This is a genomic window from Crateriforma conspicua (assembly GCF_007752935.1).
GTDB lineage: Bacteria > Planctomycetota > Planctomycetia > Pirellulales > Pirellulaceae > Crateriforma > Crateriforma conspicua.
This window is the reverse complement of the sequence record NZ_CP036319.1, coordinates 5,628,002-5,653,125: the sequence shown is the minus strand read 5'-3', so window position 1 is coordinate 5,653,125 and position 25,124 is coordinate 5,628,002. Positions and strand designations below refer to the sequence as shown.

The 25,124-nt window shown below is 53.7% G+C and carries 22 protein-coding genes; 4 read left to right on the top strand and 18 right to left on the bottom strand.

Annotated elements, in window-relative coordinates; translation table 11 throughout:
* Nucleotides 1-3 precede the first annotated feature (3 nt).
* The 8 genes from Mal65_RS20690 to Mal65_RS20655 form a co-directional block, all read right to left on the bottom strand.
* On the bottom strand, nt 4-1,137 hold the full coding sequence (locus Mal65_RS20690) for a DUF1559 domain-containing protein (protein WP_145305087.1): 1,134 nt from the start codon (nt 1,135-1,137) through the stop codon (nt 4-6).
* Between the two features lie 266 nt (nt 1,138-1,403).
* Nucleotides 1,404-2,084 (bottom strand): hypothetical protein, encoded by a 681-nt coding sequence (locus Mal65_RS20685; protein WP_145302017.1) that lies wholly within the window; start codon nt 2,082-2,084, stop codon nt 1,404-1,406.
* A 607-nt stretch (nt 2,085-2,691) separates the two neighbouring features.
* The gene (locus Mal65_RS20680; RefSeq protein WP_145302014.1) at nt 2,692-3,537 is read right to left on the bottom strand and encodes a hypothetical protein; all 846 of its coding nucleotides are present in this window, start codon (nt 3,535-3,537) and stop codon (nt 2,692-2,694) included.
* Between the two features lie 103 nt (nt 3,538-3,640).
* The gene (locus tag Mal65_RS20675) at nt 3,641-5,185 is read right to left on the bottom strand and encodes an exonuclease/endonuclease/phosphatase family protein (protein WP_145302012.1); all 1,545 of its coding nucleotides are present in this window, start codon (nt 5,183-5,185) and stop codon (nt 3,641-3,643) included.
* Between the two features lie 78 nt (nt 5,186-5,263).
* A complete protein-coding gene (locus Mal65_RS20670) occupies nt 5,264-6,013 on the bottom strand; it encodes a PEP-CTERM sorting domain-containing protein (RefSeq protein ID WP_145302009.1) in 750 nt (249 codons plus the stop codon).
* Nucleotides 6,014-6,234: 221 nt separating this feature from the next.
* Nucleotides 6,235-6,891, bottom strand: coding sequence for a hypothetical protein (locus Mal65_RS20665; protein ID WP_145302007.1), 657 nt, complete (start codon nt 6,889-6,891; stop codon nt 6,235-6,237).
* Nucleotides 6,892-7,459: 568 nt separating this feature from the next.
* Nucleotides 7,460-8,101 (bottom strand): PEP-CTERM sorting domain-containing protein, encoded by a 642-nt coding sequence (locus tag Mal65_RS20660; protein WP_145302004.1) that lies wholly within the window; start codon nt 8,099-8,101, stop codon nt 7,460-7,462.
* A gap of 76 nt (nt 8,102-8,177) precedes the next feature.
* Nucleotides 8,178-9,395: a hypothetical protein gene (locus Mal65_RS20655; RefSeq protein WP_145302001.1), complete on the bottom strand. Its 1,218-nt coding sequence runs from the start codon at nt 9,393-9,395 to the stop codon at nt 8,178-8,180.
* Nucleotides 9,396-9,673: 278 nt separating this feature from the next.
* On the opposite strand from Mal65_RS20655, the gene Mal65_RS20650 reads away from it, so the two are divergent.
* Both Mal65_RS20650 and Mal65_RS26680 read left to right on the top strand, forming a co-directional pair.
* The gene (locus tag Mal65_RS20650) at nt 9,674-9,922 is read left to right on the top strand and encodes a hypothetical protein (RefSeq protein ID WP_145301997.1); all 249 of its coding nucleotides are present in this window, start codon (nt 9,674-9,676) and stop codon (nt 9,920-9,922) included.
* 601 nt (nt 9,923-10,523) lie between these two features.
* A complete protein-coding gene (locus tag Mal65_RS26680) occupies nt 10,524-10,685 on the top strand; it encodes a hypothetical protein (RefSeq protein ID WP_165701428.1) in 162 nt (53 codons plus the stop codon).
* A gap of 84 nt (nt 10,686-10,769) precedes the next feature.
* On the opposite strand, the gene Mal65_RS20645 is transcribed toward Mal65_RS26680, so the two are convergent.
* From Mal65_RS20645 to Mal65_RS20630, 4 genes are all read right to left on the bottom strand, one after another.
* Complete coding sequence (locus Mal65_RS20645) at nt 10,770-12,062, bottom strand: polysaccharide biosynthesis/export family protein (RefSeq protein ID WP_165701427.1); 1,293 nt, start codon at nt 12,060-12,062, stop codon at nt 10,770-10,772.
* Nucleotides 12,063-12,777: 715 nt separating this feature from the next.
* Nucleotides 12,778-13,497: a CPBP family glutamic-type intramembrane protease gene (locus tag Mal65_RS20640; RefSeq protein WP_165701426.1), complete on the bottom strand. Its 720-nt coding sequence runs from the start codon at nt 13,495-13,497 to the stop codon at nt 12,778-12,780.
* Nucleotides 13,498-13,534: 37 nt separating this feature from the next.
* A complete protein-coding gene (locus Mal65_RS20635) occupies nt 13,535-17,830 on the bottom strand; it encodes a tetratricopeptide repeat protein (RefSeq protein WP_145301988.1) in 4,296 nt (1,431 codons plus the stop codon).
* A 439-nt stretch (nt 17,831-18,269) separates the two neighbouring features.
* A complete protein-coding gene (locus tag Mal65_RS20630) occupies nt 18,270-18,584 on the bottom strand; it encodes a hypothetical protein (protein ID WP_165701425.1) in 315 nt (104 codons plus the stop codon).
* A gap of 319 nt (nt 18,585-18,903) precedes the next feature.
* Between Mal65_RS20630 and Mal65_RS20625 the strand changes: the two genes are divergently transcribed.
* Nucleotides 18,904-19,332: a VanZ family protein gene (locus tag Mal65_RS20625; RefSeq protein WP_145301982.1), complete on the top strand. Its 429-nt coding sequence runs from the start codon at nt 18,904-18,906 to the stop codon at nt 19,330-19,332.
* A gap of 27 nt (nt 19,333-19,359) precedes the next feature.
* On the opposite strand, the gene Mal65_RS20620 is transcribed toward Mal65_RS20625, so the two are convergent.
* Nucleotides 19,360-20,475: a DegT/DnrJ/EryC1/StrS family aminotransferase gene (locus tag Mal65_RS20620; RefSeq protein ID WP_146439377.1), complete on the bottom strand. Its 1,116-nt coding sequence runs from the start codon at nt 20,473-20,475 to the stop codon at nt 19,360-19,362.
* Between the two features lie 63 nt (nt 20,476-20,538).
* Complete coding sequence (locus tag Mal65_RS20615; RefSeq protein ID WP_145301976.1) at nt 20,539-21,231, bottom strand: acetyltransferase; 693 nt, start codon at nt 21,229-21,231, stop codon at nt 20,539-20,541.
* On the opposite strand from Mal65_RS20615, the gene Mal65_RS20610 reads away from it, so the two are divergent.
* Nucleotides 21,218-21,856 (top strand): DapH/DapD/GlmU-related protein, encoded by a 639-nt coding sequence (locus Mal65_RS20610; RefSeq protein WP_145301973.1) that lies wholly within the window; start codon nt 21,218-21,220, stop codon nt 21,854-21,856. The two genes, Mal65_RS20615 and Mal65_RS20610, sit on opposite strands and share 14 nt — an antisense overlap.
* A gap of 13 nt (nt 21,857-21,869) precedes the next feature.
* Here Mal65_RS20610 and Mal65_RS20605 read toward each other — a convergent pair whose 3' ends face one another.
* The 4 genes from Mal65_RS20605 to Mal65_RS20590 are packed head-to-tail and all read right to left on the bottom strand — an operon-like array spanning nt 21,870 to nt 25,121.
* A complete protein-coding gene (locus Mal65_RS20605; RefSeq protein ID WP_196784337.1) occupies nt 21,870-22,628 on the bottom strand; it encodes an SDR family NAD(P)-dependent oxidoreductase in 759 nt (252 codons plus the stop codon).
* A gap of 58 nt (nt 22,629-22,686) precedes the next feature.
* Complete coding sequence (locus Mal65_RS20600; protein ID WP_145301970.1) at nt 22,687-24,150, bottom strand: AMP-binding protein; 1,464 nt, start codon at nt 24,148-24,150, stop codon at nt 22,687-22,689.
* On the bottom strand, nt 24,147-24,455 hold the full coding sequence (locus tag Mal65_RS20595; RefSeq protein ID WP_145301967.1) for an acyl carrier protein: 309 nt from the start codon (nt 24,453-24,455) through the stop codon (nt 24,147-24,149). Before Mal65_RS20595 ends, Mal65_RS20600 begins: the two co-directional genes overlap by 4 nt.
* Nucleotides 24,456-24,479: 24 nt before the next feature.
* Complete coding sequence (locus Mal65_RS20590; RefSeq protein ID WP_145301964.1) at nt 24,480-25,121, bottom strand: sugar transferase; 642 nt, start codon at nt 25,119-25,121, stop codon at nt 24,480-24,482.
* Nucleotides 25,122-25,124 lie beyond the last annotated feature (3 nt).

The window sequence follows — 25,124 nt, the reverse complement described above, 5'->3', positions numbered from 1 at the left end:
GGTTCATTGAACGTCTTCCACTGTTTCGTTGCCATTGCGTGTTCCCATGGCCCTCCATGCATCCAAATCAATGCTCTCAGACACGAACGTTACGGAGCCATCGGTCTTCAAACCGTTCACGCCACCGGGGTGCATGCTTCTGGCCGAAATGATCGCTGCTTCGCCAGGAGTGTCCGGAATTGCACTTGCGGCGCCGCAATCCTGGCCCCGCCAATTAGGTGGTGCCACGTGGTTGTACATCGTCGATGAATAGGCCGCTGTTGCCCAACCGTTGGACCAATCAGATCCATCAAGCCATCGGCCTGCGGAGAAAAAGTTGTACCCACTGATGGACGGCGTGTAGTTGAGGCATTCATCAAAAATTTGATCGCGGTCAACAAGGCCTGTTGTCACCCGCGACGGCATCGTAATGATATCCGATTTGGTCGGCAGAGTTCCTTCAAAACCGCTGCCCAAGGTCCGCTCTGCGAAACAAAACGAGTGACTCGACCCATCCGTGAAATCACGGAATGCCAACTGCTGTCCGTAGGTAAACGCACCATTGCCTTTCGCGATCGTCTCGCATCCGTTTAGGCAATTGTTGTCGTACCAGTCGTTCGCTCCCGCGTACGGAGTATCCCCACCGAAGTTGTATCGAAAGTTTGTGTTCGTCGGGCGACCGTCATTATTGGCGTCAGACGGACATGTATACAGTGACACACTTTTGCTGAACGCTTCGTAGTTGTCATGGGCCGGTTGCCCGTTGACCGTCAGTCTGGGGGAACTGGAACCCGTGTGGTCTACCAGATCATAGATGGCCGTGTTCTCGTGATACGGCAATAGCGCCAAGTGCACGGGCTTGTTCCCGTACCAAAACATCTCGCCAATCGCCAAGTAGTTTGTGTAGCGGTTCTTTTCAGGATTTCCGAACAGTAGGCGGTCATAAAGCATGCGCCCGTTCGGGAACGCCTTGAACGAGGAATGGTAATTGTGCAGGGCTAGGCCAACCTGCTTCATGCGGTTGGTGCACTGCATCCGACGGGCGGTTTCCCGAGCCGATTGAACTGCGGGCAACAATAACCCAACCAATATGCCGATAATGGCGATCACAACCAGCAATTCGACCAGTGTGAATCCCTTGCGACTTTCGTTTGTCATTGGTTTGCGTATTCCGAGATAAAGCATGAGTGCCAACAGCCTGATTTGGCCAGCGATTTGTTGTAGCCATCTCTCTGCACGCTGAACAATCCCTACGAAGCGTTTTGCCGCAACCTTCACGGGTTAACCGAAACTTCATGAAAAGAGAGAGGGGCGGACCATGCCGCTGCTCAGGCCATGCGAGGAAAGAGTTCAATAAAAAAGCGGCACGACAAATCGAGATTTGTCGTGCCGCGAATTCAAAACTTGTCGCTCTGAAAGGTCGATTACTTGCGGCGACGGCGTGCGACGATTCCGCAGAGTCCCAGAGAAATCAGTGCAACCAGTCCGGTCGGTGCCGGAACTGCAGCGACGTCACCGGTGAACTGGACGTCCGTGAAGCTGCCGTTGTCGAAGTAGTCCGTCACGCGGAAGGTGCCACCGTTGGAAGTGTTTCCGCTTCCATCGGCTTGGGTATTTCCGATTTCCATCAGGCGAACCTCGAACGCCCCAGTGATTCCACTGAAAGCTGAAAGGTCGATGATGCTATTTGCGTAGTCGGTTCCCTGCTGTGTGATCGAGTACACCGCCGAGGTGAAGCCATCTTGGTTGGTAAAGACACCAATGGTTCCGGGGCCGGTATTCGACGATCGGGTTCCGATGATCAGTTCATCCAAATCAACCGCTTGGCCAGCGTCGACGGTGAAGCCCATCGAGATATAGTCGGTGGTGTCGGTCGATCCCCAGCCGCTTGAGCTCAGTGCGTTGCCCGCCCCTGAAGTGCCCAGTCCCGGGCCAAGTTTCATGGGATCGGCGGTGACGAACGCAGCCGACGCAGCGGGGTTGACGCTGGAAACGGTGCCGACACCGTACATGTCCCATGCGGCAAGTTGGGCAGCTGAAACGCTTCCCGCCGAACCAAGGACAATCAAGGCTGCGACAGCGAAGCCCAGAATTTGCTTCTTCATCTGTTTCTCCAAGAAGATTCTACATATCAATATTTCGAGACAGTACTTCTGTCCCTAAGCAACGCTTCGCCTGCACCGTGCAGGAAAGCACATACTTTCTTTGAGTACCGAAGCTAATTTCGCATCGGTGGCGCATTGTAGGGCGTGCTTCTTCGATATTATGAATTTGAATTGAATACCGCATCATGCTGGCGTTTGCCTGCACTCAAAAACTTCATTAAGGATGGTCAGGCCGTAGGTTTCGCCAAATGTCGGAACGACCGTACTCGCCTACCAGAAAACGCAAGCTTCATTGTCCAAGCGAAGGGGCGTCTACGAATGATGCTGGCCAAGAGGCTCGGACGTGTCCTCCATTTGCGCGACATAAAGTCGTCACATGCGATGGACTTTGCCTGACGCACGACATGCGTGTGCGCAAAGTTAGGCATATAGCCAAGATTGCCGCGCATCGATCCCGTTGGTTACTTTGGCATTTCCGACTGATTCGCATCCGCAAGTAATAGCGGCCGGAGATGCCCTTTAGGAAGAATTCCTGAATGTTGCAGATGCAAATGGCCGCAAGATGAACAAACCTGAGGTATCACGAACCAGTGTTAGGCGAAAAGGCCTATTCATCACGCTCGAATTCTTCGTCATAGATCGCTGCTTCAAGTTCCTGCTGCAACGAACTGTCGACGTTGCGAGGGCGAACCGGAGCAACTTTGGGCTTTTCTGAGCTTGCATACAACTCTTTGCGTAAAACGCCAGGCTCACGCAAGCGATCCGGAAACGGAAACGGCTTTCCTTTCATCTCGTCCAGCTTCTGCTGCTGCTCAGGATCCAACGCCGCCAGCACGTGAACTTCCATTTCGTCCTTGAACCCATCAAGCATCTGTTGCCTCGCTTGACGGTTCTCGTTTGCGGACAAGTCTATTTGCCCCAGTTTCCGCAAGAACGTCATCTGACGCTTCAGGATGTCTTGTCTCTGTGTGATGGTGATCTTTAGGTCACGCATGACCTCTGGATCTTGCAGGATTGAAATTCCGCGAAACTGAAGCGAGATCTCCGTCAAACGCTTTAATTGAGCGTCCGAGAGGACGTCCTTCACTTGTTTACGTCGCTGCTGAAAAAACTCTCGAAGGTTGGTCTGATGTTGGATGGTCGCGTCATGGCGAGCCTGCGGATCCATGGTTCCCCATTCCGACCTGTCGAAAGTCGGAGGTGGGGTATTCATTCCATTCGCTTGTAACTTGGACTTTTGGGAAGAATCCAACTCCAGTTCATCTTGGACTTCGCGCAAACGAAGCAACGGAATGGCTCGGTCCAGGATCGTTTGCACGTATTTGTCAGATCGCTCGCGATCGTTGGTATTGCCGGCACAAACTCGTATGCCGTCACTGGATGCCAGGGATACGGCAAATGCAAGCCAGCAGACCAAAAACGGCCCGCGGCATAGGAATTGGACGTTACGCATCAGTGCTTCCCATTCGGTAAAACCATATTGTCTTCCTGCATGAACAGTTCACGCAGGGACGAAATTGTGTACGATAAACCAACATTGGCTTCATTGGTGGCGATTAAGGACCAACCAGAGCCCCCGAAAATCCACTGATATCCAACGAGTCAATGACAGAATCGCCGTTGAAGTCACCGATCACGTTGGGGTCGATGTGCGGGAAGTTCTGGGCATACGCCGACGGATTAACCAGTGCGTCAGCAAAGTGGACGATGTCGAGAGTGTCGACACTGAAATCTCCGTTCATATCGCCCTGAACCGTGACAAAGATTTCTTGGTCGAACGCAAAGTTTGGGTTCGCGGCTTGTTGGCTGTTCGTCGATACCGTCAAGTTCGCGGTTTTCAAGCCAACGCTTGTCGTATCAACCTGTATCAACTCGAATTGACCTGCACCCAACGCCGGTTCAACACCGGAACCGGCGCCGACCAGCCCCGCGGATGCAACAAACGAATAATCCAGTTCGTCGGCAGCCAAAGAAACCGAAACGGGGGCTGTGTTTTTCACTAGAAACGCAACATCCACGGTGCTTCCAAGAACCGCGGAATACGGTACGGAATCCATCTGGACGTCCATCACTGCCGGGATTTGATAGTCGGCAACCACCGGAAGGTGATCGGACAATTCATAGAGCGCATCCAGCACAACATAAGGCTGTTCGCGACCTGGCGTCGCGACATTGATCGGGCCGTTGTAAACCAGGCCATCATTTCCAAATGCGATGTAGGAGTGTTCAAATCCGGGAAATCCCGAGCTGGAGAATCCAAGGTAGGAAAGCCCTTCCCCGTCCAGAAACTCTCCACTGACAAGCTGCAGATCGAAACGGTCGTCGATCCCGCCGAAGGCTCCCCCGTCAGGGAGCGGGATATCTCGTGTCGATTGAGTCAACCAGAATCGAGACGACACTCCCGGCCAGGTCGGCAAGAGCAGCGGGTCGACTGCTTGACCTGGTCCTGGTGCATAGAGTGTTAGGACACTGGACTCATTATGCCCCACGAAATTGAAGTCGCCCATGTAGATCACATGTGTTCCTTCGCCCAGTGCATCGGCGTTGGAGCGAATGTTCTGTGCCTCAAGATTTCGCTGATAGTTATCGCCCGCGGAATTGCCCGCCTTTAAGTGCACGCAGTAGGAATAAAATGAAGCGGAGCCTCCATAGCCGAACAGATTCCACTGCGTGCGAAGCGCCGGACGAATGCCGATATAAACTTCGGATGAAGACACCGGGGTCACCGTTCCCGCGTCGTAAACGTATGCGTGACGGAACGATCCGTTGGACAGCAAGACTTGTTGATAGTTCGCGGACGGAAATTCGGCATTTAGTGCGGATGCGAAGTTGCTGACCGTCGCAAGGCTCGTGTTTTGCTCTTGAAGGCCCACGATGTCCACCCGCTTCGCAACTCCATTCGCGGGTCTTGTCGCGATTGCTGAAAAAATCGTGCGAATCTCACCGATGTCAGTCGAATTCGCAGGCTTGGAAAGCGTGTTGTACGAGCAAATCCGTAGTTGCCCGTGGCACACGCTAGGGCAAACCGAAATGCCAGACAAAGCGACCGAAGCAAGCAAGAGCCAGCCGTTCGTTTTCGTTATCATATGACCGTCGTCCATAATGGTTTACATGAATCCACCACGCCCACGCCGCCGGACACCCGCGGATGACGTGGGCAAATCACCAGTCAGCGCTACTCAAACGCTCTTGGCGTTTTGCAACTTTCGTCGTCGGACCTGAAACGCGGTGGCGGCCAGTCCGCAGGCGATCATCGCGAACGACGAAGGTTCCGGGACCGCACTCGCGACGACGGTGGCAGTACGAAAGTCCAAACCCGGAACTGCGCCGTTAGAAGCAATGTTGCCAATGCCTCTTTCAAAGCCGAGTTCCGTGGTTCCGCCGCCGATCACGTCGAAGGTCAACACACTGTGTAGGACTGGTCCATCACCATTTTGGATTCCCTGGTAGAACGCCAAGCCACCCAAGCCCGGAAGGGCAGCACCTAGGGAATCGTTGACCAGAACGCCGGAATCGTTAAGAGTTCCGTTGCTAATCGCCAAGTTCCAACGATCCAATCCCGGGATGTCTTGAAAGACGGGGTTCTCAATCACGTGAGACGTGGCAACGACATTGCCGTTGTCCGCAGTAATATCTAGACCCAAGCCTTCGATGTACGGCTCGACGCTCGCATCGCCCGACAACTCCGCCCAAACGAAAAGCTGATTTCCTGCTGATCCAGGATTCACGAACAAGCTGCTTCCAGCGTTCGGATCAGTTCCGGAGGTGCTAAACGTCATCGTTAGAGTAGCACTCGCGTTCCCGCACACAAACGCTGCCAGCACGAGTTGGGCTGCCAACAAAGCCTTCATTCTCATTTTAATTCTCACTTGTAAATCGCCGGCATGCGGCATAATCGTCGAAGTACGAAACTCAAATAGCGGCCACACGGTTCGCGACACTCCGAAACCAGGTCGCCGTACACATGACACGCCGAAGAATCTAATCGTCGTTGGGGGCAAATCAATCGTGCGCACCTGGATTTAACTGGGCGCGTCAATACTTAATAAACTGAAGAAGCTTAGGCTGCCGGAACTTAGCCTGCCCCTTCCGTTGGTCGACGCATGCTCATGACACCAATGGCGGTGTCCGTAATCGCAATAGGTACCGTCTATCGGCGACGACCACGTATGAACACAGTGCCGGTGGCAACCAGAGATAGCAGGCCGGCGATCGAACCCGGAGCGGGGCAAGGCGTGGGAGCAAGGCTTCCCACAAATGCGCTGCCAAAGTTCAAGGGCGGAACTGCGCCGTTAGAAGCAATGTTGCCAATGCCTCTTTCAAAGCCGAGTTCCGTGGTTCCGCCGCCGATCACGTCGAAGGTCAACACACTGTGTAGGACTGGTCCATCACCATTTTGGATTCCCTGGTAGAACGCCAAGCCACCCAAGCCCGGAAGGGCAGCACCTAGGGAATCGTTGACCAGAACGCCGGAATCGTTAAGAGTTCCGTTGCTAATCGCCAAGTTCCAACGATCCAATCCCGGGATGTCTTGAAAGACGGGGTTCTCAATCACGTGAGACGTGGCAACGACATTGCAGTTGTCCGCAGTAATATCTAGACCCAAGCCTTCGATACCGTTTTCATTGCCGGTTGCGTCGACCCAAATGTACAGCTGGTTTCCGGTCGATCCGGGAACAGTGGACAAGACGTTTCCAGCGTTGGCATCGGTCGCCGAAGTGCTAAACGTGATCGTCACGGCTGGGCATGTATTTTCATAAATAAACAATGCCAACGTCAGCAGGACGACAAAAAAGCTGGTTCTCACGAATGCAGGTTCTCTCGAAAGCTAAGTGGGCGGTCAGAAGTTTTGTGACGCATGGCAACCTGACGAGCAAGCGAGGGACCCCGTACATTGCCGGTTCGGTCCTTTCTTACGCGTATTGAAGTTGCGTTTTTACCCGAGGCAGTGTTTTTTTGGTCACCCGAAGTGCCAGCGAGGCGATGTCAACATCATTCTTTCTTCGCTCACGCGTCGGGGTACCAGCAAAGCGATGCTGCAAGACTGACGCGTCGGGTTACAAAACCCGACGACTTTTGTCCATCTGCTATTCATGTTAAGCCGCCGGCACGTGGCATAATCGTCGAAGGGCGAAACTCAAACAACGGCCACATCGTTCGCGACGCGTCGAAACAAGGCCGCCGCGCACACGACAGGCCGGGAAATCGAATCGTCGAAGTGGGTAAATCAATCGTGCGCATCTGGATTGAACCGAACGCGTCAATACTTAATAAACCGAAGGAAGGGCGGGCCGCCGACGCTTAGCCCACCCCTCCACAAGTCAACAAAGGCTTGTGACACTGGTGGTGGTGTCATCTATCCTTATAGATGCCGCTTAACGGCGACGACGACGCATGACGATGGCGCCGGTGGCGACCAACGACAGCAGGCCGGCGATCGAACCCGGGGCGGGAACCGCCGCAGCGTTAACGGTAGCGCTACCAAAGTTCAACGTAGGAACTTGGCCGTTAGCAGCGATGTTGCCAATACCCTTTTCGAAACCCAATTCTGTGGTTCCAGCACCCAGGGCATCGAACGTCAGAACACTGTGCAGCACCGGACCGCCAACGTTTTGAATTCCCTGGTAAAACGCCAAGCCACCCAAGCCTGGAAGAGCAGCGCCAAGAGAATCGTTGACCAGAACGCCGGAATCGTTAAGAGTTCCGTTGCTAACAGCCAGATTCCAACGATCCAATCCCGGGATGTTTTGAAAAACCGGGTTTTCAATCACGTGAGACGTGGCAAACAGGTTGCCGTTGTCCGCTGTGACATCCAGGCCCAAGCCTTCGACGCTGTTCGGGTCGCCGGTGGCATTGGCCCAAATGTACAGTTGGTTGCCGGTCGATCCAGCAGCAACGTTTAAGACGTTGCCAGCGTTGGCATCGGTCGCCGAGGTGCTGAACGTGATGTCCAGCGCGTTCGCACGACCTGAAACGGCCGCGATCACAACAATTGCCATCAAGATGGACTTTTTCATCGTAAATTCCTAAACCAAAAACATGAAACTCAACATCAAACAACAAACGTGGCACGCCCAGCAGGCGGCCATTGAATCAGGGGCTGGCCAACTTGCTGCCGAAGGGCGCGATGTCCAGCGAATCGAAAACGCCGTCGCAGTTGAAGTCCAGCACGAAGTCGGGGTCGATTCCCGGGTTGGCCAGCTCATATGCGGCTCGGTCGACCAGCGCCAACGCGAAAGGCGAGATATCCAGCGTGTCGACAGTCAAATCACCGTTGGCATCACCCAGAACGGCCGATTCCAGTAGAATGTTGTCGTACGCCATGATCTCGAAGCTTGCGTTCTGTGCGGCAGTCATGTTTAGATCAAACGTCGTGCCTACGCCCTTCACGACAGCGGTGAATTGCTGCATCTGGTTGTCTAGTTGGACACCTGAAATCTGTTCGACCATCGGGTCTTTAAAGGCCTCGATTTCTTGCTCGTCGAACGAGCCATCGGTGTAAGCACGGGTGACACCGGCGGGATCGCTGAAGGTCGGTTCGGCGATGAATCCGTTGAATGCGGTTCCATCGTCGTCGGCGCCACCGTTGTCATTGGGGTGGTAGGTCACGCTTCCCGATGGTCCGTTCAGAACAAGGTTGTTCCATTCGTTGACGTCAAAGAACGCGCTGGGCTGGAAGTAGAAGTCGTACACTCCACCGGCTTCCATGGTCACCTGATACAATGTGTCCGCTGCATCCTGAGCGGCCGAAAGGCCGAAATCGAAGAACGTTGCACTCGGCTGACCTGTGACACCGCCGCTGAATACCACGTTGTCATCGCCGGATTCGAAATCGCCATAGGCGACCATCGTCAGCGAGATACGGTGGACGTCGAACGGGCTTGCTCCCTGTGCGGAAATGTCGAATTGCCAATCAGCAAACGCCAGTCCGCTCAGGTTGTCGTTGTTAGCCAAGTCGGCAATTGCGACGAAGTTGTCGTTTGGGAACAACGATGATGCAAAGCCAAACTGATCAATCGGGAACGTGCCAGCCGAGTCGTCCGCGACATCAAAGTTGATACGTCGGTCGGTGATTCCGTAGTAATCGAAGTTGCTGCCGCCGAAAATTCCCCACCAGAAACCAAAGTTTCCAGAGTTGTCTGGGGTGATGGTTCGGCTAGTGAAAACTTGGTTGCCGCCGGTCGGCGTGTTGCCGCTCCAACTGTCACCAAAGTCGTCTTGCCCGGTGATGGTTTGCGCTTGCAGCGACGGAGCACATGCCATCAAGCCGGCGATCGCAAGTGATGCGATTCGTACTTTCAAACGTGTCATTCTTTTGTTCCTACGGGTTCAGATTCTGAAGTGGGGCGAGCGCCTGGCGGATCGTTGTCCAGCAACACGTTTTGACGTCGTGAGTGAAAGCAGCGAGAACGCTCTCGCTATTTCCGCACTCGATTTAGTGTTGGACAGCATCAACCGATGCGATCAAGTATCGAAACGGCATTCGAGACCAAAGCCGTCTGACGCTCGGTTTATAAGGGAGGGTTCCGCCGGCGCAATCACATTTGCGGTCGGATTCACCACCATTTCACCGCCTTCATCGAATCGAAATGACTACCCTCGATTCGGCGGCGAAGGTATATGGTTTCTCCAATATGCGCACCCCACGAGGGCTTCATATTGGCATCATGAGGTTCGGCGAAACTTCATCTGTCGCTGTAGTGGGCGCGACGGCGTATATCGAGTTTTACGCTGACTTCTCGATACGGCATATTGCGATTCATATTGTTGCGTGCCAGGCCGGTCGCAAAACCATTCCTGCTTGTTTGACCATCATCTGGGGCGAATCAGCGACATAGTGTTGCCAAGGCAAGTGTGTTGACGCCGCCGCATTGGGGGATGGGGGCCTATCAGAAAGAGCGTTCCGGCTCAGAAGGGGGGGGCTGTTCGAACGATTCCCAACTAGGACCGGCCGAATTGGCCCGCAGCCCACAGAATCCCATTGACCGTCACAGGCAGAATGCGGATGGGCATTTTGAATGGCCATGCCCGCCCTTTTGGGGCAGAAGCAGGCGTGGGATCACCGAAAACGCTGAATATTCCGCCGAATCTTAGAAGCCGCCGACGACCTTCCGGCAGATCAAATGACTTTCACAACGATCGGGCGATCCCATGGTCCAAAGACACGTCACGTTTTCGCGAATGCGGCTTTCGGCTACCAATCAAGAGATGGGGGTCCCTATCCGCATTGCTCTTGCAGTATTTTGCCTGGCGTTAGTCCCCGCATCTGGCGGGTGTGTTTTTCATTCGGCGTTCGAGTTGCAGGGCTGTCACCCCCCCAAGCATGTGCGTTGCTACTATGGATACCAGCCGACGCACTGGAACGACGGTGATGCTTGGTGTGTCGGCAGGGGTAATTGCAGCAACTCCTGCATCAGTCAAGACGGGCTTGATACTCACATGGGCTCGAAAATTGTCGGTCATCTGGACGTTTCCGTCAGCCAATCGGTTGCATCCGATCAGTTGAATTCCGTTCCCGATTTAGGCGTCGAGGAGTCGTTCCCGGAGGAAGTTGAAATTGATGGAAGCTTTGAACAGTTGATCCTGTCAAATTCACCATAGCTGTCGGTGGCGAAAAGAAGCAGATCGCCAGACTTGTTGGTAAACTTCCGCCTTTCGGGTGCTTTTCATGGAGACGAACGACGCTTAGAAGTTTGTTCGTGGGTTGCCGCCACCACTTAAGACTTTGCCTGACATGCGGGTGGCCGTTTCGGCCCCCAGAATGCTGAAGCCCATGATACGCTCCAGCGGAGCGGTCAACTTGGCAATACCATTGTCGAATGCCATCATCGGATCATGGTCGATATAAAGGCGATCGCCTGGCAGCAGCTGATAGTTCGTCTCGGTCGCGGCGAGCGACGTCAGGTCCGCCCAATCAATTGGCATCGTGACGTACTGTCCTTTTTCTGGTGTCGGACGTGCAACCCACATGCGATAGCTGGAGCCCTGAGGCAAGCCTTGAATCAGCGACAAGGCATCCAAGACGGTCTCATTCCCCGTGACGGGAAACCGATAGACACCGTCGCCCAAACCACCACCATTGGCGATGATGTAGAACACTTTGCTGTTGTATGACAGAACGGAGGTGGCAACTTGCGGCTCATCCAGGTAGATCGCAAGCTGGGCTTCGACCAGTTCGCTGACCTCTGCAACGGTCAGGCCCGCCACCGGCACCGATCCGTAGATGCCAAGGGTAATGCTGCCATCAGGTCCCACCATGTGTTCGCCCACGATCTGTTGCAAAATGCTTGCTTGCAGCAAATTGATTGTAATCGCCGGAGCTTCAAAGAATTGTTTGAAGTGTTCGTTCAGCATTTGGCGGGCTTTGGTGATGGTCAGCCCGTCCAGGGCGACGGCACCATAGGGTGCTCCGAAATCGACCGTCCCGTCCAGTTCGATCGAAAATTCACCGTCCACCGGAACTCCCGCTTGGGACAGCGCGACGTAGGTCTCGGGAAGCTTCAAAATTTCATCAAGCTTGGTCTCAATTCGTTCCTCGGCTTGTTCCAAGGTGTCCCCGGCGATCTTCACACTGCCGTAGTTCGCACCCAGGCTGACGGTGCCGTCGGGCTGAATGAGAAACAGGTCATCAATAGGGGCAAGTGCCGGCGCCGCGGGAACGCGGATTGTGACCGTGTCACCGGGGGCCAGACGCCGAAATTCAGCTCGTTTGACCTGAATCCGCAATACATCCGTGGTGTTCAGTCTGTAGTCCGATCGAGGAACGATACGCACCGCCTCGATGTCTAGGATGTCCGGTGGCTCGATGCGATAGGTCGGAAGCGTCGTCTTGCAAAGCTCTCTTGGGGTATTCGCTGGTTCGATGGCAACCTTCTGGGCTCGTGCGGCGATTCCCTTTTGGTGACGAGTTAGATGGCATCCACTTGCCAGTGGCAAAATCCCTAGAATTACAAGGACGTGAATTCGAATGGTTGGCACGGCGTGTCTCCGCAGGGAGCCCAAATCGAGTAGTGGACAGTCGTTCGTCCCGGGATTTCCGGTCAAGTAGAAACATCTGGATCTATCGCAACGATCGGAGTATCCGCTCCGTCCACTACAACTCGAACAAGGTAATCCGCAAAGTCAACCAGATCCGCAGTCCGTATTTGGTCGCTGCATCTATACACGTGTATCGATTGTGGCAACAAATTCAGGTATGTCGGTGAAACATCCGTTTCATGACGTACTTGGGTATCTTTCTGTATGCGATTTCGAATGGCCACGATGCATTCGCGCAAATAAAATGGGCCTCCGGATGCGGTGAAACGCATCCTTTGGCCCGTCGATGGTTGCAATCGTCCCGAGCGATAATCAGGAATCGATCGGTATGGTCAGCTGTCGCTGAAAGTCGTCATAAAATAGGGCGTATCGGCCACCTTCAATCTGCGACCCCTCCAAGTGGGCGGTCAATTGTTTTTTAAGTTTCGTAGCCCGACGCGTAAGTTTTAAAGTTGCGTTTTTTTGGTAACCCGACGCGTGAGCAAGGAAAAAATGATGTTGACATCGCCTCGCTGACGCTTCGAGTTACCTAAAAACCAATGCCTCGTGTAAAAACGCAACTTCAAAACGCATAAGCAAGGAACGAACCGACAAATGGGGCGATCACTCGCTTACCGGCGTGTTGCCATGTGTCGCAAAACTCCTGTCGGTCTGTTTAGATGAAGTACCAGTGTTTTGTGACGGCGACGCCGACCATTAGCGTCAAATTGGCGGCCACGTGAACAAAAACAAGTGACCACATGGATCGTCGCCAATAGAACCACAAATTGGTAACGGCTATCCATGGGATGGCCACCCACCACTCCCAAGTTGCATGAGCAAACGTAAACAGGACCATGGTCCCGATGAAACTTCTTAAGCTGAAAACGCCGATGGGATGATCACGGAATGAATTCGACGTTTCGCTATCGTAAGTATCGATGAATCTCATTGAGAAACTGCGTGTAAAAATTTCTTCCAGCAACGGTACAGCGATCACCATTGCTGTGCCTCGTGCAGCCCAATCCATCAAAGTGCTTTCGCCCGAAAGTGAGCCCGTTTCCGGTGTCGGCAACTGGCCCAGAGCGTACGGCAACATCCACCCCATTCCGGTGGCAATTCCGAAGCAAAGGTCGACGGGAATCCATTGGAATCTCAATTCCGTAGAACGCAACTCGGGATAGAATCCTCGATATCCGAAATACGCGATGATCAGCAGGGGCACCGACGCCTCCAATAGCGAACCCCATGGCGAACCCGGTTCCAAACCCGTGCCACGCATTTGGACGAGCAATAGAAATGCGACGTAGGGAAGCACATGGGAAGCCATTCCGCCCGCCGCATTCTCACGATTGGAGGTGAAGGGCTTTGGGAGATCAACGGAAACGTCGGGCAAGGCTCTTTTCCTTGGAATACGGAACGCGGTTGGGGCACTATTTTTGCAGCATCTGGAACCAACCCAGTTCCCGTTTACCAAACTGGTCCGATTCAAGCCCGATTGCGATGGCTTTTTGAAAGTCGGCATTGGCCAGATCTTGATTTCCCGCTTTAAGCTGGGCAACCGCCCTGTGAAACAGAAACATGGCGTTTGGTTCTTTTTGCGTAGCCTCGTTCAGCAACTCCAAGGCGACTTGGTTCTCTTTCGATGCGATTGCAATGACTGCTCGAGTGTCCAGTAGTGCCGGCATGCGCCCCGCAATCTGGATGGTTAGATCGGACAGGTTTGCTGCCTCGGCCAAACTGCCGTCGGATTCGCTTAGCAAGACCGCCAAGTTGTTCAGTGCGATCAAATTCTGCTCGTCGGAACCTAACACATCGCGATAGATTTTGCTTGCCTGATCGACGTCACCCTTCGATTTCGCAAGTGAAGCACGGACCATCTGAAGAGACGACCTTTGCCCAAAATCTTCTATCAACGACTGCGTCAAAATCTCAAGCCTTTCCAGCTGTTTTTCGTTAAGCTGCTTGGATACGGCCAAGGTGTCGAGCGCCCGTATCGCCAACCCGAGTTCAGCTTCCTGCACAGGGGTACGCTCTAGCTGAGTGATTGCAGCATCAATGTTGTTCTGGTGCAAAAGCGATGATGCCAAATAGAATCGTGCACTGGCATTCAAGTCGGTTGCACGCTGGAACGCGGCAGTTACAACTTTCGTGTAGCGGGATCGAGCATCGGAATCGACGCGATTTGCAATTCGCTCTGCTGCTTGCCCAACCTGGGTTAGCACTGCTGCGGTTGCACCTGCTGAATCGGAATCTCCATCCTTGGTGATGGTGTTCAGGATGTCTGTCAGTAACTCAGTTGCCCGGGTGTGATCTCCCTTTCTCGCCGCCAAATCGGCCCGAATCAAATGGGTGGCTTTTGATGCCTCGCTTTCGTCTTCGAGATTTTCCAGCCAGATTTCCGCTTCGGACAACTGGTTTTGATCCAGCAGCCATCCCGCGTACTGGGTGACCATACGGTTGCGTTCTCCGGTGGTCTGGGCCGCCGCAATTGCAGATCTTTGCTCAGCCAGAGCGCCCTGAAGATTTCCCGATTTCATTCGAGCAAACGCTAGACTGGAGTAATCGCTCGCCGTCCTTCCCTGGGAAGATTCGGTCACTGCTTCCCAAGCGGATACGAGATCTTGCACCTGAGTTTCCGGTGAATTCGCCAGCAGTCGAGCTTTGACCCGCAAGTCGGAGGAATTCGGGCCTGCTTCGTCCAGATTTTTCTCAATCAGTGACAGTGCATTCTCGTTTTTCACCATTTCGGGGCGCATGAGCGACATTAGCGCGATCTGCCGCCGAGCCCAAAACAATTCTTGTTCGCTCGTTCCGTCTGTGGAAGTCAGCACTGTCAACGCATTCTTTGCTTTCTCGAACAGGCTTTTCGACAGATAGAATTCGCTTGCTTTTCGCAAGACAGCCGGATTCGGGTTTGGCGACGAAATCAATTCGTCGTACGTGTTCTCGGCCTGAGAATCTTTGCCTGTCATCCACTGTATTTGTGCCCGCAACGCGGCTTGATCCGCCTCCGCGACGGCCTCAATCGCCTTTTGCGAAAGCTTGGCCAAGTCTTCCGGTTGCTCTTGCCGGCGGACAATATCGATGAGTGAGATCCACGATTGGGGGTTTTCTGGGTTGATTTCGCAGGCGCGACGGAATGCGTTTTTCGCTTCGAGTAGCAACGCATTCCGGTCCACATTTGATTTTTCGTCGGCACCCATCGTTTGTGCCGTGGCAAATGCCACACGCCCGTACCACAGGTGATCTTCAAATGAGTCAGAAGCTTCGGCCGCCTTTCTTGCTTTCTCTAGCCCACGCTCGGTGTCTTCCAGCCCTAAGGACACAACGGACGAAAGACGCCCCAGTTCAGGGTCCGCGGTGTCGACAAGATTTAGGATTCGGTTTGCTTCTTCGAGTTCGCGGCGTTGGTAGAGTGAAGCAACCGCTTTTTGAACCACTGCCTTGGACCGCACTCCGTTCTCAATGGCCGAAACCAATTGTGTGATGCCAAGATCGTCGTCCCCTTGATCCAGAAGAATCTCCGCTCTCAGTACTGCGGGAAGTCCCCAACCTGGACGCATCTCTTCAGCACTATCAAGGTGCGCGAAAATCTTTCGTTGGTCGAATTCTTGTTCCTTGCCTTTCACAGCCGACCAGTCTTTCACCGCACTGAAGTAGTGCCATAGAGAACTTTCGCCCTGGATTGCACGGATCCGATCGAGGCTTTGAGTTTGGAGCAACCGGTCGTTTTCGGACAGCGCTAATTCGAAAGCTAACTGCCACACGGACACTCTTTCTGGGTGTTCTTCTAGATAGGGCCGCACCATCTGCAACGCCGTGGAAGAATCTCCCAAGTCACGAACGATCGCCGACAGTCGTTCAGCCACCCTGACTTGATCTTCGCCGTCCAGGCCAGTCGCATTCTGGGCGATGTCTTGGATCGTTGAAACTCCGTCGCTTCCGTCACGCCGTGCGATCAACAATGCCCTCTCGATGATCAGATCAGCCGACATGCCGAGCTTCATCTCAGCTTGATCAATCAGGGATTGAGCCGTTTCCCAGTTGGATTGCCCCTGAGCAAGCCTTGATTTGGCAAGCAAGAGTGTCCAGCTCGTGTCGTCGGAACCTGCGGCAGCATTTGAGGAATGATCTTCCAGTAGTTTGCTCGCAGTGTCAGTGTGGCCTTGAGCAATCAACAATTGTGATTTTAGGACCGCGACATCTGGGGTATCGCCCAGTTCTGCGACTGCACGATGCACGATCTGCTCGGTCGTCGCCCAGTCACGCTCTGCGAACGGTCGGCGTGAATTGATAGCGAGTGCGAGTCGTCCCAGCTGAATCAGGCCCTCGCGGGGCGCACTCGGAAGGGCCATCAGATCGACCATTTCCGCGTATGCCTTTTCAAGTTGGCCGGACGCTTCGAGAACACGCACCAGCGCGAATCTAGGGGCAATCCAGTCCGGAGCCGACTCAATCGAACGTCGAAAGGCCGACATCGCTAACTCGGGTTGTCCCAAAATCTCGTGTCCGGTCCCCAGAACGAAATCCAACTGTCGAAGCACCTGTAGGTTTCCCACCAGGGAAGGCCGCACAAGCTTCAGTTGTTTGACCGCATCCAACCATTGGCCCTTGGCTGCTGCTACCCTGCCCTGCAGATATCCCAGCATGGCGGGGGCCGCTCCGTGTGATTGCATCTGGGCAATCGCCAGCTCCGCGTCTTCCAGTCGCTGTTGATCCAAGTAGATGCCCGCAAGGCTTCCGTACAAGGGTACCGTTGCGGGGGTGTCTCCGATTTCTCGAATGCCGTCGGTCAGCCACTCGATCGCTTTGTCGATCTCATCGGCACGGACTTCCAGCTCTGCAAGAAGTAGTGTTGATCGCGGATCACTCGGCGACAGAGTCTGCGCAGAAAGTGCAGCCTTTTTCGCAGCCCCGGGATTGCCTGCCAATAAGTGAGCATTTGCCAGCAGCACCAAGCTGTCGGAATCCTCTTGGTCCAGCTCCACAGCATTTTCAGCTTCCTTGAGCGAACGGGAAACCAACTCAATAGCGTCTTCCTCCTCGCCGATTGACCGCGCGTGGGACGATCGCGACAGCAAATACTGTGAATAAAGCCTATGAGCGATCGTTGAATCTGCGTTAGCCGAGATCATCTCCTCCATCACATCATCCGCCTCCGTCGGGCGGTCCATGACGCGCGAAAGCAGGTTTGCTAGACGGAAATGAACTTCGGCTTGGTTGGGGTCAATTGCGATCGATGATCGAAATAGCCGCTCAGCCTCCTCTGGCTCCGAACGATATTGGGAACACTGTGCCAGCCAGTCAAGCAACTCAGCATCCTGGCCGTATTCTTCAATTCGATGAATGTGTTCATCTGCGTCCGTCGCACGTCCGGTCAGCATCGCGCAGCGTGCAGCGAGTCGGCGACTCTCGGTGGCGTCCGGTTCCAAACGCAACGCGTGCTCAAGCTCCTCGCTAGCGGTGCCATACAACTCCAGGTCAAAGAGATACTGTCCAAACTCTTTCCGTGCCTCATTGTCGTCGGCTCGAAGTTTCAAATACGACTTGTAGCTGCGGATGGCTCCCTCCACGTCAGCCTCTTCTGCGGATTCCCGTGCAGCCGACAGGAACAGTTCCGCACTCCGACCCTTCTGGAAGTAGTGTAAACCGACTGCGATCGCAGAAACGGATGTAACCGCGATCAACAATATGAGTGCAGCTTTGGTATTGACGGTGCGTTTCAATTTGGCTCTCGGGCAATCTTGGTTGGAGGGAAGCCGAAAGAAATCCGGGTTAGGCTCGAAACTTCGAACACGCGTCCGGCATCGTTGCCGAAGTGGCGGTTCGGAGCAGCATTCACACTGAAGACATTTAGTTAGCCAGGCTGATGCTTGCCACCACCACGGCTGTGGCCATCACCAAGGATTCACCTGAGCCACGTGAAATGCTAACGCTTCGTCGGTTGCGTCGCCCGTGAAGTCACGCTGTCCGAAGTTTCAGCATTTAGAAGCGGGAGGTCCGCAGACCTCGACCACGTAAAAAGGACTTTCGCCTTTACCAAGCATTCATTGTATACGAATGCAATTTTGCCAACCTGCCCGCTGTCAGAGCAAGAATCAGCCATTTCCAGCAGCAGTGGAACCTACGTCGCAGTCAGATTCCACACGGCAGTATTTCCGCCGTCTATGGATTCAACGACGGATAAAACGTCGAATACCGCAGGAAGCTCGCGCGAACGCCCGTGGTCAAATTGCCGGGTGCTTGCGGAGTCGAGACACGGCGATCCAGAGACCGGATGGCACGCCGCTGACGCTGGATTTCATAGTTTTGACGTTCGATTTGTGCTCGCAGTTGAATCTTTGGCCGGACAAACTGCTGGTAATTTGGGAGCACACCACCATCGTTTCGAAGTAAATCCAGATAGGGGCTTAGCGTCGGTGACCTGGGATACGAAGACCCGATCCCTTGCCCGCAGATCGCTCCAGTTGATGCGAGCACCAAAAAAGTCAGCAATGTCAATCGCACCATCGATCTGCACGCCCGTGGGCGCCTCCCCGGTTTTTTTGCCATTCCGTGTGGATGGCCTCAACTATCCATCATACCTACTAAGCGGGGATATCGGCATTTGGAAGATGGTACTTGAGCCTGTATTGGTGGAATCAACGAAGACCTCAAGCCATCTCGCGGATGAATCACATCGGTCATCAATTCATCGAGGGCCGTGATAATCTTCACATCCGAATTCTGTCAATCGACTACGATGGACACGCGACGAAAACCAGCGGACGATTTGACGAGAACCAGCAAAAGGTGACTGATGGAGAAGTGGTTTCGGATTTCCCTGTTCGGGCTACTGTGGTGCGCGACCGTGGTCGGGTTCACTTCCGCTCGTGGACCGGAGGTTCTGTCTCTGATCGTCTTCGAGAGCGAGTTCCTTTTGAACTATGTCCATTTTCTTTCAATGCTACTCCTCAGTGTCGCAGCAAGCTGGCTTCGTGTCCCCCCTAAAATTGCGACCCGATATGTGTTTCTTGCCTGCTACGCAATTGCGATAGAGGCAACTCATCTTGTAAGTCCAGCTCGCTCATTCGAGCTCGTCGATCTGGCTCAAAACCTTCTCGGGGTGCTAATTGGATTCCTGATCACGGCGGTGCTTCGCATTGGATGGACCAAGCAAATCAAAACCGGCTCTGATTCTCCCAGCGATTACCTGTCTCTTCTTAATCGTGTGGACAGTCTCGATTAATCGATCGGCTGACCGTTAGGAAAACGGTCAAGCGTTAGATATCGTCAAGCGAGACGCGGTCGCTTGGACCACGTCACAAACGCGATCCACAGCGTCGTCGCTCATTGATGTGCCGCTCGGCAAACAGACGCCTTCGGTAAATATTCGCTCACTGACACTTCCGCCGCGAATAGTCGCTCCCTCGTACAAGGCTTGCAAATGCATCGGTTTCCAGGTTGGGCGACTCTCGATGTTTTGTTGTTCCAACGCATCGATGACGGCGTCACGTCCACAGCCAAATTCTGATTCGTCAATCAAGGCAACCGTAAGCCATCGCGAGCATGTGTTCCCAGGTGCCTCGGGCATGAAGCGGATGCCCGAAAGGGGCCCGAGCCGAGAGACGTATTGATCAAAAATTTGTCTCCTGCGTCTCACGGTCTCATCAAGTCGTGCCAGCTGAGCACGCCCGATCGCGGCCAGGAGATTGCTCAGGCGATAGTTGTAGCCGAGCTCGGAATGCTCGTAGTGTCGTGTCGGCAACCTCGACTGTGTTGCCCAGCGTTTTACTGATTCAGCCAGCGCGGCATGATTGGTGACAAGCATTCCACCACCACTGGTTGTGATGATTTTGTTTCCGTTGAATGAGAAACAGCCGATTTCGCCAAATGAACCTGCCGACGCCCCATTGCATTGTGCCCCCAGTGCTTCCGCCGCATCCTCAATCAACCGAACACCGAATTCGTTGCACGTATTTCGGATTCTGGTGTAATCGGCGCATTGACCAAATAAGTCGACGGCAATCACTGCTCGGATCGGAGTCCCCTTGGCATCTTGTTCGCGAATCTCTTCCCTTAAGAGCTGCGGGTCGATATTCCACGACGCTTCTTCACTATCAATGAAGATTGGGTGAGCGCCAACGTAGCGGATCACATTTGCTGAAGCGACAAAGGTCAATGTTGAGACAGCGACTCGGTCTCCCGGCATCACACCGCAAGCGAGCAAGGCAAGGTGCAAGGCAGCTGTTCCGCTGCTTAATGCAACGGCATGACGAACCCCAACCCTTTCGGCGAACTCGGTTTCAAATGCATCAATCTCTGGTCCGATCGGGGCGACCCAACCCGAATCAAAGGCTCGTAAAAGCGCAGTCCGCTCCGAGTCAGTCATGCACGGGGGGGACAAATAGATTCGGCTATGGGATCCAGTTTGTGTCGGCATGTTAAGTCTTCTTCATCTCTTTGGGCGAATCGTGTCTGTTTGCCGAATCGGGCGGGCTGGTGTTCCCACCACAACTTGGCCATCTGCGATGTTGTTAATCACTGTCGCGCCGGCCCCCACCACGGCCCACCTGCCCACCGAGACCCCTGGCGTGATGGTGGCACCCGCACCGATAAGCGTGCCTTGTCCGATCGAGACATTACCGGTCAGGCATGCTGCCGGGGCAATGTGGCAATAGTCGCCGACCGTGCAATCATGTTCGATGGTCGCGTGCGTGTTTACGATTGTGTGCCGTCCGACGACGGCATCGGCCTGAATGACCGCTCCGGCCATAACGACGGCCCCTTCCGAGACGGAAGCCGATAGGTCCACGGTTGACGCGGGATGGACGATTCCTGGAACAAAAACCAGTGTGTCGCAATCAATCTGTGCCCTCAGACGATTGCATCCGATGCCAATGAATTTTCGTACGTTCCAGTACTCGTCGATCTCGCATAAACGACCTAGAATTGGAAGACTCGTCTGGCCTTGTGGGTGGTCGTCAAGGGCGCCAATGATGTTCCACCCGAGCAAACGCAACGTGGAACAGACGACTTTACTGTGGCCGCCCGCGCCGATGACCAGAACATTGTTTTCGTGCCAGATCCGGCCTTGTGAATCCGCGTTTTCTGTCAACTTAGCTTGTTGAACCATGATTTCAGGCACCCTTTATATTTTCGGAAGCCATAGCACGGCGCTCGAGATTGCGGAAGCCGCCCTCGCGAACAGCACAACCTTCAATAGTGCGAAGTTCGTTGTGCCAGAGAAGGAGTATTCTGACCGAGATCTGCAGATCCCGATCAGCGACATTGCAACGATCAAATTCTCGGCCCATTGTGGATACATTTTGTCGATGGCGAACCAGAGGGTTCGACGCAGTTGCCTAAGCATTGCCAAGTCAAACGGGTTGACTCCCTCTACCGTGATTCATCCCACGGCATTGATCTCCAAAACGGCTCAGATCGGAGAGGGCGTATACGTCGGCGCGCACTCAATCATCTCCGTCAATGCAAAGATCGCAGATCATGCAATGATCAATTTTCAGGTGTCCGTCGGTCACGACGCGTCGATCGAAAGCCACGCGACGGTGAATCCCGGTGCCAAAATCAGTGGTAACTGCTCGATCGGTGCGCGTACCCTGTTGGGAGCAAACTCATTTGTTCATCAAGGCCGTCGGGTGGGTGAAGACTGCCAAGTTGATGCCCTGACGCATATTGATCGCGACATCGCGGACGGCATGCTTTGCACCAGCAGGAATTTGAAGATTGTGAAACGCCCGTTCATTCAATAAGACCTTGCTGGTTTCACGCACGGCTGCCTGCGTCCACCACGATGTCTGTTCCAGTGATGGATTTTGCGTCCTCACTTAGCAGGAATGCCACCGTGCCTGCTACCTCTCGGACGTCGACCAGCTTTGACATTGGACTTCGGCGGGCAATTGTCGAAAGCTTATCGGCCGACATTGACTTTGTCATGTCGGTTTCCATGTAGCCAGGGGAAACACTGTTGACGGTAATTCCAGCTTTGCCCAGTTCCCGCGACAACGATCTGGTGAAACCAAGCATTGCCGATTTGCTTGCCGCGTAGACGCTTAGTCCGCTGTACCCAGTGTGTCCAATAATCGACGCTACATTAATGACTCGCCCAGTGCGGCGTTTCAGCATCGACCGTGCTAGATGCTTAGTCAGCAAGATCGTCCCAGTGACATTCACATTAATCAGCTCAATGATCTGTGTTTCATGCATGGTTGCAAGAATTCCATCTGTGCCAATTGCAGCGTTGTTCACAAGCCCAAGGATCGGCCCGTGTTCCTTCTCGATCGTCCGTGCCGTTTCCCGAATCTTGGTGTGATTCGATAAATCAAGCTCGGCAAACTTAACGTGGTTCTGGATTTGGCGGTCGTCTTCGAGCTCGCAAAACTGCCGGCTTTTTGATCGACCGGTGGCAATCACTTGAAAGCAATCGTTTGCGAGTCGCGCAGCAATGGCCAAACCCAGGCCACGGGTTGCCCCAGTGACGACGACAGTTCCTCGATGTTCATGGTATGGTTCGTCAGGCATCATTGACGCAAACGGAAGGGGGGCAGTATCGATTCGGTAGGAAGCCGCATCGGTCAGACTTTCAATTTGAAACTGTGGTGAATGTCTTAGGGTCAGACGATTCCTGTGTCGCTCTACGAAGCTTTCCATTGTCGGACAGCTGCAGCGAATCCACTATTCTCAAGCTGGCAGGAACCTGATGTGGCTGCAGATGTCCCCTACAGTGGTTCATGAGGGACGTTTTGATTTCTCGTGTGGGACTCAAGCCGGTTCGCAACACAACATGGGCCTGTACAAGCGAGCCAACGATAGGGCTCCGCCGAGCAAAAACATGGGCCATCGAGACACTGTCATGCCGCAGCAAGCAAGACTCAACTTCAAACGGATGAACTTTTCTTCCTCCCACATTGATCACCCCATCGGCACGACCACAAAACACAAAACGATCTGCTTGGCGACGGACAAGATCACCGGAGTCAATGAAACCGTCGGCGTTTTGAATCGGCCGTTTGGAACCAGCATAATGTTGGTCAAAACATTCAGGGCGAATCAGTAAGGTACTGTTCGAGCTGACGCAAAGTTCCAATCCTCGGGGGGGAGTGTGCAAGTAGCTCGCTGGGAATCCCTCACGTGTATCCGATATCGCAAAACCCGCGCCCGCTTCCGTTGAAGCATAAATATGAGTGACCCGACTGTCTGGAAATGTTCTTTGCAACGTGTCCAGTATCAGTTGATCCGCAGGCTCTCCCCCCAGTGTTACTTGCTTCAATCGCAATGACGCAATCGCGGTGCTCATCAGAAGGACGCGCCATGTTGATGGAGTCGCTGAAACTGCATTGCATCCAGAATCGGCCAAGAAATTCACTCGATCCTGTATCGGCTCTTGATGGTCGACCATCAAGAGTTCGGAACCGGCATACCAACTCTGTAGAAATACTTGTAGACCCGCGAAACTGGAAAGATCGTAGATGGATGCCCAGCGAAATTTCGCACCAGCCTCCGTGTTTCGTTTCAATGATTTTGTCAGCGACCGCAGCGTGTGGCTAACCCATTTCCGTGGCCCGCTTGTGCCAGACGTACACATTTGCCATCGGGTGGCTTGCCCGGTTCGTTTGGTTGCATTCCCTTGAGGCGAGCCCAATGCGAATTCTGCACTCGATTTACCCAATTTGCCAACTGCGATAGGGTTCGTTGAATTTATCGATTTCAGGCGTACGGCCGGAAAAAACTCTGTGACAGGCGCGTTTTCGCAACAAATCACCCCATTGGCGCCGGAAGATTTCAGTAGTCGATTGCGTGTGGTCTGATCAACGCCTGACGGAACGATGGAAATCTGCTCAAGGGCACCGTCAAGGACCAATAGCAACCAGGCGAGATCAAGACTGGACGTGGCAACGATAGCGACACGACGAGGAAGTCGGTTCAGGGTTTCGCCAACGGTGTTCAGTTCGTCCAGCAATCGATTCGCCGTGTACGTTCCCCCATCCTGTGTCGACCAGAGACGCCGGCACGGATCAACGTTTCGAAGTTGATCGCGGAGGCTCATGTAGGCGAACCCGACTCTTTCGACTCGGGCATGTTCTTGAAATAGAAGTCGACAAAATCGCCAAAGGTTTTCGGATAGAACGCATCATCCGAGGCAGCGAAAGGATCCACGTCGAGATCGTCCTCTAGCCTAGCAACAATGATCGCAAAATCTAATGAGTCGAGACCAGAATTCAGCAGAACAGTGGAATCTTCATCGCGCAAGGCAAATTCTTTTTCCCCGTCCTTTGCAACTTCTTCAAAAACTAATCGAATTCGATTCGACAATTGAGATCGGTCAAGACTATGGAACGAATTTTCGGGCATTCGAATTACTCCAGGTGTGTGCGTTCAGTTGATGTTCGGCAATGCGTCTGCTGGATCGTAGACGCTGTTCGACGAAGGCCTTCGTTCAAACTTTGGCATCGTGGCGTGCCCATCGGCACTAATGTCACTCCGCCGAACAACCTTCCACGCCGTCAGCATCAGGATGTAAAGATCCAACCACAAACTTTGATGGTCGACGTACCAAACGTCCAGCCGGAATTTTTCTTCCCAGCGAATCGCGTTTCGTCCGTTGACTTGAGCCCAGCCAGTAATCCCTGGACGCACCTCATGCCGACGATTTTCCTCTGCCGTGTACTTCGGCAAGTACTCCATCAACAGCGGCCTTGGTCCAACCAGGCTCATGTCGCCACGGATGACATTTAAAAGCGTGGGAAGCTCGTCCAGGCTACTCGATCGTAAAAACCGTCCGAATCTTGTCATTCTTTGATTGTCCGGAAGCAAATTTCCCATTGCATCGCGCGCATCGGTCATCGTCCTGAACTTCATCAGTTCAAACGGCTTGCCCTTTAACCCGGGGCGACGTTGCCGAAAGAAAATGGGCGATCCCAAGCGTAGCCTGACCAAACCAGCGACCACAAAAAGGATCGGGCTCAGCACCACTAACAAGCATGACGAGGAAAGCAGGTCAAACGTGCGTTTATGCATATT

Excerpts from the sequence above, each read along its gene's own strand:
- Mal65_RS20620 (WP_146439377.1), bottom strand. The coding sequence starts at position 20,475 with ATGACTGACTCGGAGCGGACTGCGCTTTTACGAGCCTTTGATTCGGGT.
- Mal65_RS20690 (WP_145305087.1), bottom strand. The coding sequence starts at position 1,137 with ATGACAAACGAAAGTCGCAAGGGATTCACACTGGTCGAATTGCTGGTT.
- Mal65_RS26680 (WP_165701428.1), top strand. The coding sequence starts at position 10,524 with ATGGGCTCGAAAATTGTCGGTCATCTGGACGTTTCCGTCAGCCAATCG.
- Mal65_RS20590 (WP_145301964.1), bottom strand. The coding sequence starts at position 25,121 with ATGCATAAACGCACGTTTGACCTGCTTTCCTCGTCATGCTTGTTAGTG.
- Mal65_RS20595 (WP_145301967.1), bottom strand. The coding sequence starts at position 24,455 with ATGCCCGAAAATTCGTTCCATAGTCTTGACCGATCTCAATTGTCGAAT.
- Mal65_RS20660 (WP_145302004.1), bottom strand. The coding sequence starts at position 8,101 with ATGAAAAAGTCCATCTTGATGGCAATTGTTGTGATCGCGGCCGTTTCA.
- Mal65_RS20625 (WP_145301982.1), top strand. The coding sequence starts at position 18,904 with ATGGAGAAGTGGTTTCGGATTTCCCTGTTCGGGCTACTGTGGTGCGCG.
- Mal65_RS20675 (WP_145302012.1), bottom strand. The coding sequence starts at position 5,185 with ATGGACGACGGTCATATGATAACGAAAACGAACGGCTGGCTCTTGCTT.
- Mal65_RS20655 (WP_145302001.1), bottom strand. The coding sequence starts at position 9,395 with ATGACACGTTTGAAAGTACGAATCGCATCACTTGCGATCGCCGGCTTG.
- Mal65_RS20600 (WP_145301970.1), bottom strand. The coding sequence starts at position 24,150 with ATGAGCCTCCGCGATCAACTTCGAAACGTTGATCCGTGCCGGCGTCTC.
- Mal65_RS20680 (WP_145302014.1), bottom strand. The coding sequence starts at position 3,537 with ATGCGTAACGTCCAATTCCTATGCCGCGGGCCGTTTTTGGTCTGCTGG.
- Mal65_RS20605 (WP_196784337.1), bottom strand. The coding sequence starts at position 22,628 with ATGATGCCTGACGAACCATACCATGAACATCGAGGAACTGTCGTCGTC.
- Mal65_RS20610 (WP_145301973.1), top strand. The coding sequence starts at position 21,218 with ATGATTTCAGGCACCCTTTATATTTTCGGAAGCCATAGCACGGCGCTC.
- Mal65_RS20685 (WP_145302017.1), bottom strand. The coding sequence starts at position 2,084 with ATGAAGAAGCAAATTCTGGGCTTCGCTGTCGCAGCCTTGATTGTCCTT.
- Mal65_RS20650 (WP_145301997.1), top strand. The coding sequence starts at position 9,674 with ATGACTACCCTCGATTCGGCGGCGAAGGTATATGGTTTCTCCAATATG.